Genomic DNA, 11,274 nt, shown 5'->3' on the forward strand with positions numbered 1-11,274 from the left:
ACGTACAAGAAGATTCAATAATGTTTAGTTTACAACTAGAAATTGCATATATTAAAAATCGCGTAAATTATTAAAATTCAATCACTTAAGAATTTATCAAAATCTTTTTTATAAAGTACATTATTAATTAGAAGTCAAAACCTACGTTTGCTAGAAAACTAGATAGATGAATAAAATATAGCTTAAAAACAATAATACACCTTCGTAACGTTCAATCCCAAACTTTTTTGGAATAAATGCTAGCGGATATAAAACAAATGCAAAACCTAACATCCAAAAGATGTCTCTTGAAAGTATTTGTATTTCTACAACTGGAATTTCAGTAATCATTGCCGTAATTCCTAACACAGAAGCTATGTTAAATATATTGGAACCGATTAAGTTTCCTAAAGAAATTGCTTTCTCTTTTTTCATTGCTGCAATAACGGAAGCCGCCAATTCGGGAACACTTGTTCCAATCGCAATCATTGTAATGGAAATAACACCTTCACTAACACCTAAATTTTGTGCAACCGCTTTGGCGCCAGTTACTAAAAATTCGGAACCAAAATACAATGCAGCGCCACCAATGGCTAACCAAATAGCTATTTTTCCATAGGAAACTGTTGCAACTGCGTCATCAACATCGTCAACATCAATACTTTCTTTATTTTTTCGCGCTGAGCGAATTAAGATCGTTAAAAAAGCGATCAATCCGATAAATAAAATGATGCCTTCAAGTAAAGTGAGCATGTTATCATTCCATAAAAAATAATAAATCAATATGGAAAAAAGCATCAATACTGGCCATGTAAGTTTATAAAATGTATCATTCACGGCAATAGGTCCAATAATTGCTGTGATTCCAAGTACCAAACCAATATTGGCAATATTAGAACCTATCACATTATTAATAGCAATTGCAGGCGAGTCGTTTAGAGCTGCGTTGATACTTACCAATAGTTCAGGTGCTGATGTTGCAAATGACACTACCGTAAGTCCGATAACCATTTTAGAAATATTTAGTTTAAAAGACAATCCTACCGAAGCACGAACCAGAAACTCTCCTCCTGCTACAAGTAGTACTAATCCTAAAATTACATATCCAATATTTTCCATGAATGTATTTTTTTTGCGAAGATACTATTTCCTTATTATATGTTAAATAAACTATAATTTTCGTTGATTAACTATTTTTATAGTTGCATAACTACTTTTTTAGTTTATATTTGTATTGAAATTCATCAATCGTCTATCTAATTTATATCGAATTATGCAAAAATTAACAAACAAGGAAGAAGAAATAATGCACATTATCTGGCAGCTTGAAAAAGCATTTGTAAAAGAGATTATGGCAGAAATTACAACGAAGAAGCCGCATTATAATACGTTATCTACCATTGTTAGAAACTTGGAAGAAAAAGGATATGTTTCACACAATGCGTATGGAAATACACATCAATATTATCCTGTGGTGACGAAAGAAGCCTATCGAGAAAAATTTATGGCATCAGCTATTCAGAATTATTTTAATGATTCATATAAAAATGTAGTTTCTTTTTTCGCAAAGGAAGAAAAGATTAGCGTTGACGATTTAAAAGAGATTATTAACCTTATTGAAAAAGAAAAGTAATGGACGAATTATTTGTATATTTTATGAAGAGTTCGGGCACACTCCTACTCTTTTTAGCCTTGTATTTTTTGTGGTTACGAAAAGACACTTTTTTTCATGGAAATCGATTTTTCTTATTATTAGGAATGATTATTTCTTTGATATTACCATTTTTAGTCATTACAAAATACATAGAAGTTCCTTTTGTGGAAGAAACGCCTAATTCTGGCATTTTTGTGTTTACTGAAACTGGAAATGAAGTCACTAATACATTCATTTCATGGTCAACTATTTTATTTTACACTTATGTTGCTGGTGTATTATTTTTTCTGTCTAAATTTTTAATTGAGCTTGCTTCCTTGTGTAAATTACTATGGACAGCCAGCGTTACAAAACGAGACGGACAATTTATCTACATTGAAACGACGACTTCATTCACGCCTTTTTCTTTCTTCAACTATATTGTATACAATCCTGAATTGTATTCTGAATCAGAGTTAGAAGCTATTTTAATTCATGAAAAAGCACACAGTCGTCAATTGCATTCTATAGATGTTTTTATTGCGAAACTCTACTGTATTTTCATGTGGTTTAATCCGTTTGCGTGGCTTCATCAAAAATATATTTTACAAAACTTAGAGTTTTTAGCAGACAGTGCAGCCATTAAACAAACACCTTCAAAAAAGGAATATCAACTGACCTTATTAAAGGTTTCTGGAAATGCCTATTGTCCTGCTTTAACCAACAATTTTTATAATTCATTAATCAAAAAACGAATCGTTATGTTACAAAAAAATCAATCTGCACATGCACACAAGTGGAAACAAGTATTTATTTTACCGCTATTAGTTGCTTTTGTACTGCTGTTTAATACCGAAGTTATTGCAAAAGAAGTACGTCCGACAGTTGCTCCTATTCTGGAAACAATTGAAAATGTAAAAGGACAAGAAACTGTTGGCGATTTAGTGGTTGAAATTTCAAAAAACACTACTATTGAAGAGTTGAAAGCTATCAAAAAAATGTTTGCTGCTACAGGTATTAAGATGAAATACAGCAATGTCGATTTTAATGATGCGAAAGAAATTACTCGTATCAAATTAGAATTGAAAGAAGGTAGAAACAACACCGCAAGTGCCACTTTTAATACTGAGGACAACAAACCGATACCAACAATTAGAATTGGTAAGCAAGATGGACAACTTATGGTAAGCTCTTCAAGAGTAAACCATGTCGTAACAAGCACAAGATATGAGTATCATACTGATGAAGATCATGACAAAAAAGATGGAAAGTCTACATTTATTATAAAATCCAATCAATCGAACGGAAAAGGTGAAAATACAAATACTTGGATACAAAAAGAAGATGTTAAAACGGTCAATATTAAAAAAGTAGACGGAAAAGAAGTGATCATTGTAAATGGTAAAGAACTAGCTCCTGATGAAATAAAAACCATTGATATTAAAAAGAATGACGACAAAGAAGTAATCATTATCAACGGCAAAGAACTATCTACTGATGAAGTTATTGAGGAAGAAATTGAAATTAAAAAGGGCGACGGAAATAATTTTGTATTTATTGGAAATACTAAAGATAATGAAAGTAAAGAGGTAGAAATTGAAGTCAATAATAGTCAGGATGGTAAAATTGTATTTAGAAATTCTGGTAAAAACGAACCAATAATTGTGGTTGATGGAAAAATTGCGAATAAGAAGAAGATGAAAAAATTAGATCCTAACAAAATTGAAAGTGTTACAGTTCTTAAAGGAGATAATGCAACAGCATTGTATGGAGACAAAGGAAAAGATGGTGTAATCATTATTACTACTAAGAAGAAATAAGCTTTAAAAAGACAACTATTCTAAAGGCAAGTTTTGATCGACTTGCCTTTTCTATTTTAGGTAACAATCATTTTTTTAGTATCTTTCTTTTCGATTAGATCATTTGAACATGAAAAAACAAATTTTCAAAATAATAGCAAAGTTGAATAAATGGCTATTACCTTCATTTTCAAAACGAAGGCTCGATTTGGCAAAAGCTTCCAAATTACAACTTGCAATAATTGGTTGGCGCTATTTTGTAACGACAAATGCACTAAATTCGAAATAGTTGATTTCGTTTTACACGAAAAGGAAAAAAACTTATTTATTTTTCTTTTCTAATCTTTGTATTTGTAACAAAAAGAAATATATTTGCACCCGCAATAAGCAATAGGCCTCGTAGCATAACTGAATAGTGCACTTGATTACGGCTCAAGAGGTTGCAGGTTTGAATCCTGCCGAGGTCACATTAAGCAAGAAACCACGTCAAATTGACGTGGTTCTTTGTTTTTAGAAAAAACCAAACGACAGTTTAAGGTTTGTAATGAAAAACAAAGAACTAGAGCGCAAGCTCGTGGTTTCTTATTTGCAGCAGAGAGTTGCAAAGGATCATGAGGGTAATCCTGCCGAGGTCACGAATACATGAAAAGCAAGCTAACATACATAGCTTGCTTTTTTACTTTAGCTTGTTTTTTATTTTGAAAGCTCAGCTTTAAGGAAATAAAATCCTGCCGAGGTCACAAAAAATGTAAAAGCCTGTAATCTAAAAGATTACAGGCTTTTTGTTTTTATATTTGAGCGGGCGATTCTACATAAAACTTTGATTGTTAAATATTTATAAGTTATATTTTAAAGGGAAACGGAATTATCATATTGAATTTTATTTTACTAATTAAAGTATTAAAAATACTTTCCAACATAACAGCTACGTAAATTTCCAAAAGATTTTTTTCGAGTTTTTCTTCTACTAAAATCCAACGATAGTTCATTTTCTTAATTCTCTCAATTGATTTTATAAGTCCTTTTTCAAATTCTGAAATACTAAACATACTTTCATTGGTAGAATTTGGAGAGCCTAAAATTGGTTTTAATCCAGTTGATTTTGTAGTAAGCTTAAATGCAAAATTTGCCTTTCTATGGCTTTTACATGCACAATGTTCTCTCAATCTATTAAAAATATTGTTAGATTGACCAACATAAAAATAGGTTTCTTTATTATTAAATTACTCTGAAAATAAATATATACCACTGATCTTATCTTTATAATTTAATACTTTTGATACTTCAATCGCTTGAGAAGATATTAATTTCTCAAAGTTCTCTTTTATATATTGTATTTTCTTGTCAAATAATGTAATGTTCATCAAACAATAGTTAATATTTTATCTTTTATTTACTGATTAATATTTTTGCGATAAATGATTTTCTACTCATATTCAGTTTCACTAATAGTCATCACATCAAAAAGTTCTCGTGTTTCTGAATAGATAGCAAGTTCCCATTTTTTATTAAGCTTTTCTTCAATTGTTATCGGATGCCAACAAATACTAAAATCACCTTTAGCTTCTTTTGCCAAAATGTAACATTCATCAGATTTTCTAAGGATATCTTCAACTTCATCTCTAGGATCCATCTCTACAATAGCACAATGAAATGATAACTTTATTGATTCTCCTAAAATCTCTTTTGTTAAGGACGAAAGTTTAGAGAAGTCATTTTTAACTAATCTATTAACAAAACCTAGAGCATCAGTTTGATTTCCTTGAATTATAAAAACAAATTCATCCCCGCCAGTATGAATTCTATAAAAGTGTTCATTTTTACTATTTTTAATATCCATAGGATATTTATACATATCCTCATTGCGCCTCATCTTTTGATATATGGTTTGCGCAATAGTTCTAAGTAACTCATTAGCTTTTAAAAAGCCATATTTATTATTTATTTTCTTGAAACCTTTTAGGTCAATTAGAATAAACTGAAGTCTCTTTTTATTTTTGCGTTTACTAAAATGAATTTCAATATCTTTTTTTAAACTCTGTAGATTAGGAACTCCAGTTATTATATCTGTTAATCTTTCATTTTCTGAAATTTTAAGCAATTCAGCGTAATTATCTCTTTCATATTGAGTTTTTTGATGTTTTTGAAATTCTTTTTTCCAGAGATGATTCATTATAAACCATATAACAGTAGAAATAAGACATACTAAGATTATAACAAACCTCCAATTTAGAAGTGTTCCACTTGGGGCTATTAATTCATAAAATTTAATTCCCCTTTCAAAAAATGCTAATAGAGCAAAGACTAAAACTATTAAAGCAATAACTAATCCATATTTATATTTTATATCTATTGGTTTCATGTTGGTTAATCTGTATTAAGTGAAGAATAGATTGTAGGAATTTTTATTATTTCAATCATTTATAATCTTGTTAGTCATTGGATAATTCTAAAGTTAAATAAATTCTTACTTGAATCAAAATCAAGAAGCATTTAACAATACCGAATGCTATTTCACAAACAACCCAATCTCCCACAAATCCTCCACCAAAAAACTAAAAAGTAAAAGGCGCACGGTTTTAAAATATAGAAGAAGCTAACATTACCACACAAATACATCCAAAACACTCTAAAAACAACACACAAAATGTAAATCTTACAATGTAACACTTAAATGAGTCAAAACCACTAAATACAAAAATGTATATTTGTGGCTTAAATTTTAAGACCAATTACTGTGATATTTCCATTTGAAACCAAAAAAATAAATCAACTCTTCATCATATTATTGCTATTATTGAGTTCATCTACTTTTGTAAAAGCACAAACATTTGAGAACCTAAAAGAAATATTTACCTTCTATCCGAATAAAAAAGCAGCAGAAAGAGATTCTACAATTTACAAGCAAAAGTTCATTGTAGCGCCCGTTTTTTCATATTCGCCAGAAACGAATTTCTCCTTTGGTACGGGAGCAAAATACCTATTTAAATTTAATGGAAGTGGCAAAGAAACCAGAGTTTCCAACATGCCCATGTCTATTCAATATACGCTGAACAACCAATTTTTTGTGTATTCAGGGTTTGAAGTATTTACCAATCAAGAAAAGTGGGTCATCGAAGGAAACTTACTCTTTCAAAATTATCCAAGATTGTACTATGGCATTGGGAAAAATACACCTGATAGCGCCGAAGAACAATACGATTACAATCAATTTCTTTTTGAACCAATCTTCCTAAAACAAATGTTCTATCGATATCTGTTCATTGGTGCAGGATTTCGCTTAAATCATATCTACAATACAAAATTTGAAACAGGCGGACTCATTGATACTAACAGACCTGACGGATTCAACGGTTCAACATCTGTTGGTGCCGAAGTAGCAATGCTATACGATAGCCGAAGTAACATTCTGAATGCGCAAGATGGTTGGTATTTTGAATTTACTCACGGAGAATATTTCAAATCGTTTGGCGGAACGCACAAATTCAATCTGACACGATTTGATTTAAGACATTACTTAGATACATCTAAAAACAATGATGACATTCTTGCCTTTCATGTTGTAGGACAGTTTTCAAGAGGCAATCTGCCTTTTTCTGAATATGCCTTTTTTGGAAGTAGCGAAATTATGCGTGGTTATCAAGAAGGTCGATTTGTAGAACGCGATTTGCTTGCAACACAAGTTGAATATCGTAAAACCTTCAAAAATTCACGTTGGGGATTGGTAGGATTTATAGGAACTGGAGATGTGTACAACAATGTAAATCAATTTCAGTTCAAATCACTAAAACCCAATTACGGATTTGGAACCCGATTCATGATTGACAAAGCAGAAAACCTGAATCTCCGACTCGATTGGGGTTTTGGAAGAAACACAAACAACCTGTATTTTACCATCGCAGAATCATTCTAATCGTCGCTGCATACATTATTGGCAAAAAAAATAACATAGACTATTTATAATTTGTGGTAAAATTCCATAAAAACAAGTCGTTCAGCAAAGAACTCATACATTTCAGAAAGGAAGACATTTCCTTTTTATAAATTATAGTACTTTTATTGAAACTTTTTCACTTGCGACAGTTAGTATTCATCATATATTTTATCCTTTCAAGCTCGGTCATTTGGGCGCAAGAACCTGTTAGTATTCACTTAACAGAAGCAAATGGGTTACCCGATATTGAATTTTACGACAGTATTGAAGATACAGAAGGATACATTTGGTTAGCAGGAAACAAAGGACTATTTCGCTATGACGGGAAAGCATTCAAAGTCTATTCGCATCCCGAGAAACGAGGACGCTCTTTTTTCAATCTAAAACTTGATGAAAAAGGACGATTATGGTTTACCAACATTGCCGGACAGTACTTTTATATAGAAAATGACAAAGTTGTCTTGTTTACTGATCTGCAAGAACTCTTACGTGGAAATCTCTCGGATTATTTAGTTACAGAAAAATACCTGCTTGTGCATCCCATGCATAAAGTATTGTGGATTGATCTTGAAACCAAAGAAATAGTGCATGAAACGAAAAATTCAGGCGGAACTAGCATTGGTTTTATTCAAGACAATTTCTTTCATTTCTTCAACTTAGAAAACGATTTTTTATCGCAACACATACAAACCAAAGAAATTAAATCTGCTGTTACAGCGCAAACCAAACAGCGAAAATTATTCCCAGGATTTACAAATTTCTACAAAACATCACATGGATATTTAGTATATTTTCAGAACAAAATTGGAGAAAAAAATCAACTATTTCTCTATAAAAACAAGCAGCTCATTCCTATAAAACTGCCAAAAAATCTGCGAAATACCACCACGGACGCAGTTCAAGAATATAATGACAAACTGTACTTTACAACTAAAAATGGAATCATTGTAACGAAACTTGTCAATGATGAAATACAAATAATCGAAAGCTATTTAAAAAACTACTCTACCACAGAAATTACGAAGGATTTTCAAGACAATTTGTGGATTACAACATTGAACAACGGTATTTTTGTAATTCCCAATGAGAGTTTGCAACTCATCAACTCCAACAAAAAAATCAACGCGATTGAAAAATATACAGATTCAACTTTTTTTATAGGAGATAAAAACGGGAATCTACATATACTTTCCCTAAACGGAACGCTACAAAAAACACTTAATTTTAATGATATTTCTGAAATACGAACGCTAAATTACAATCCGAAAACAGCTATTTTATATTACAATTCAGACAAAAAAAACATGCGATATCACGTTGGCAAGCAAAAGATAATTTCGATTGAAAGTTCAAAAGCTGCCAAGTCCATTTCACATATCAAAGATGACAATTACCTTAAAAGTTTTGCGCACGGAACATTTTATGGAAATGGTGAAAAATTAACGGAAATCATTCGAGAACGCTCGTACGAATCTATCTATTCAAAAAAATATAACAAAGCCTATATTGCATCAGTTGATGGACTTCTACTCTACGATTCGGTATTCAATTTTAAAAAAAGTATCTCCTACAACGACAAGCCCATTTACACTTTTGACATTGAAGAAGCTTCCAACGGAACTATTTGGGTTGCCACGTACGACAACGGAATTCTCAACATAAAAAATGACGAAGTTCAAAATGTATTACACACTGAAAACGGATTGGCTTCCAAAGCCATCAACAAAATAAAAGCCGATGGCGAAAATCTTTGGATTGTTACCGATAACGGATTTCAATACTATAACAATACCACAAATACTTTTAAAACCATTAATGAACGTGATGGCTTGCTATCTTACAACATCAACAATATTGAAACGTTTGGAAACGATGTGCTATTTAGCTCAAATATTGGACTTTACCGATTTGACAAACGTTCTGTCTTCAAAAATTGGGAAGTCCCAGAAGTATACATAACAACTATCATTGTAGAAGAAAAAGAAGTACCATTACAATCAAAATACACGCTAAAACTACAAGAAAGCGAAATAGAAATCCAATTCAATTCCAAAGGATTTCAAGCAGATACATTTGTAGCGTACGAATACCAACTCAAAGGTTTTAATGATTCGTGGAATTCCGTCGATGAAGGACAACAGCATGTCAAATTTAACACACTTCCTGCTGGAAAATACACATTCAATCTGCGTGCTCGAAACCTAAGAGATCAAAACTTTTCCACTGTAAAAAGTTTGCAACTAAACATCACACTTCCGTTTTGGAAAAAAGCGTGGTTTCTTGCGTGTATCATGCTTGTACTATTAATTGTAGTGATTCTTTATTTCAGAAGAAAAATCCACATTCGCGAAAAGCAAAAAAACAAAGAATTGCAACAATTAGAAATCGATAAGCAGTTGGTAAACTTACGTTTAGAAAACCTGCGCTCGCAAATGAATCCACATTTTATTTTCAATGCGCTCAACTCCATTCAAGAATACATTGTGCTCAATCAACAAAACTTGGCAAGTACATATTTGGTAAAATTTTCACGTCTCATTCGCATATATCTTGAACAAAGTCAGGAAAAAGAAATCACGCTCGATCAAGAACTAAAAGCACTGCATTTATATCTCGAATTAGAAAAAGTTCGCTTTGAAGAAGAACTCACCTATGAAGTTTCAGTAGCTGAAAACTTAGCGTTGGAAACCATCAAAATTCCATCACTTTTCATTCAGCCATACATTGAAAATGCAATCAAACACGGTTTGCATCACAAAATTGACAATAGAAAACTTACCGTTTCTTTCAAACAGCAAAACGAGCTACTCATCTGTGAAATTACCGATAACGGCATTGGTCGTGAAGCAGCGCAAAAAATCAAAGAAAACCAAACGCACTATTACAAATCGTTTGCAACACGTGCCAATACTGAACGTGTAGAACTCATCAACAAAGATCGTTCGCAAAAAATAGAAGTGATCATTAGCGATTTAACCGACGAAAAACAACAACCTACAGGAACGCGTGTCAGCATCCAAATTCCTATAAAAAAATAATCATGAATGTACTAATCATAGATGACGAACGAAAAGCGCAAAACCTACTCGAAGCGCTCTTGCAACAAAATTGTCCGCAAATTTCAACAATTGACAAAGCATCTAACTTGGTGGAAGGCGTCAAAACCATCAAAGCAAAAAAACCGAAAATTGTATTCTTAGACATTGACATGCCACGACATTCAGGATTGCAAATCTTGGAATTCTTTGAAAACGAAACCATCGATTTCCAAATCATATTCGTCACGGCATACAACGAATTTGCTGTGGAAGCTTTCAAACTGGCTGCGGTTGATTACCTGCTGAAACCTATCGACGTTTCCGAACTTACACAAGCTATTAGCAAAGCGGAAAAAATCATCAACGACCAAAACATTAACACGCAAATTCACGATTTAAAACTAGCGTTCAAACAAATGGCTGTCAGCAAAATAGCATTGGAAATTCCCAAAGGAATCATCTTTGCTGCCGAAGACGACATTTACTATTTTGAAGCTGACGGAATGTACACAAAAGTGTATTTACAAGGCAATCGAACCGAATTTATCTGCAAACCGCTCAAACATTTCGTCGATCAATTGGCACACAAACCTATCTTCTACAAACCGCATCGCTCCTATCTTATCAACCTAAAACACATCAAAGAACTCTCCAAAAAAGACGGTTTTCACCTCATCATGGAAAACAACAAAACCATTCCAATTTCACGCGACAAAAAAGACACCTTTATGCAAGTCATTGCGGAAATATTTTAAAAATTAGAAGCTATTTCCTGCTATCACTACTCAATCTTTTTCTTCCGCAAAAAGCGTCAAAAAAGGATTTCAAACATGCCGTTCTATCAGGGCTAATTGGATATTAGGTCGCTCCTATGTTTGTAAAAGTATAAAT

At 32.2% G+C, this 11,274-nt stretch carries 8 protein-coding genes, 1 tRNA gene and 1 pseudogene; 7 read left to right on the forward strand and 3 right to left on the reverse strand.

The annotated features are described in order from the left end of the window. Nucleotides 1-150: 150 nt before the first annotated feature. A complete protein-coding gene (locus AA089_RS19010) occupies nucleotides 151-1,098 on the reverse strand; it encodes a calcium/sodium antiporter (RefSeq protein WP_046758584.1) in 948 nt (315 codons plus the stop codon). Nucleotides 1,099-1,252: 154 nt separating this feature from the next. Between AA089_RS19010 and AA089_RS19015 the strand changes: the two genes are divergently transcribed. From AA089_RS19015 to AA089_RS19030, 4 genes are all read left to right on the forward strand, one after another. Then, entirely contained in the window at nucleotides 1,253-1,612 is a 360-nt protein-coding gene (locus AA089_RS19015) for a BlaI/MecI/CopY family transcriptional regulator (RefSeq protein ID WP_046758585.1), read from the forward strand. After that, nucleotides 1,612-3,432 (forward strand): M56 family metallopeptidase, encoded by a 1,821-nt coding sequence (locus AA089_RS23905; RefSeq protein WP_053002585.1) that lies wholly within the window; start codon nucleotides 1,612-1,614, stop codon nucleotides 3,430-3,432. Before AA089_RS19015 ends, AA089_RS23905 begins: the two co-directional genes overlap by 1 nt. Nucleotides 3,433-3,541: 109 nt before the next feature. Beyond that, nucleotides 3,542-3,700 (forward strand): hypothetical protein, encoded by a 159-nt coding sequence (locus tag AA089_RS19025; protein WP_046758586.1) that lies wholly within the window; start codon nucleotides 3,542-3,544, stop codon nucleotides 3,698-3,700. A gap of 104 nt (nucleotides 3,701-3,804) precedes the next feature. Beyond that, nucleotides 3,805-3,878: transfer RNA gene (locus tag AA089_RS19030), tRNA-Arg, on the forward strand. 375 nt (nucleotides 3,879-4,253) lie between these two features. Here the strand turns inward: AA089_RS19030 and AA089_RS19035 are convergent. Then, nucleotides 4,254-4,619: pseudogene (locus AA089_RS19035) on the reverse strand (GIY-YIG nuclease family protein); the annotation flags it as partial. Nucleotides 4,620-4,837: 218 nt separating this feature from the next. Next, the gene (locus AA089_RS19040; RefSeq protein WP_046758588.1) at nucleotides 4,838-5,773 is read right to left on the reverse strand and encodes a GGDEF domain-containing protein; all 936 of its coding nucleotides are present in this window, start codon (nucleotides 5,771-5,773) and stop codon (nucleotides 4,838-4,840) included. Between the two features lie 375 nt (nucleotides 5,774-6,148). On the opposite strand from AA089_RS19040, the gene AA089_RS19045 reads away from it, so the two are divergent. The 3 genes from AA089_RS19045 to AA089_RS19055 all read left to right on the forward strand — a co-directional run bounded on the left by AA089_RS19045 (nucleotide 6,149) and on the right by AA089_RS19055 (nucleotide 11,138). After that, nucleotides 6,149-7,324, forward strand: coding sequence for a BamA/TamA family outer membrane protein (locus AA089_RS19045; RefSeq protein ID WP_082113345.1), 1,176 nt, complete (start codon nucleotides 6,149-6,151; stop codon nucleotides 7,322-7,324). Between the two features lie 161 nt (nucleotides 7,325-7,485). Beyond that, entirely contained in the window at nucleotides 7,486-10,383 is a 2,898-nt protein-coding gene (locus AA089_RS19050; protein ID WP_156169138.1) for a sensor histidine kinase, read from the forward strand. Between the two features lie 2 nt (nucleotides 10,384-10,385). Next, nucleotides 10,386-11,138: a LytR/AlgR family response regulator transcription factor gene (locus AA089_RS19055; protein WP_046758590.1), complete on the forward strand. Its 753-nt coding sequence runs from the start codon at nucleotides 10,386-10,388 to the stop codon at nucleotides 11,136-11,138. The last annotated feature ends 136 nt before the right edge of the window (nucleotides 11,139-11,274 follow it).

It is taken from the genome of Kordia jejudonensis (assembly GCF_001005315.1).
Taxonomy (GTDB): Bacteria; Bacteroidota; Bacteroidia; order Flavobacteriales; family Flavobacteriaceae; genus Kordia; species Kordia jejudonensis.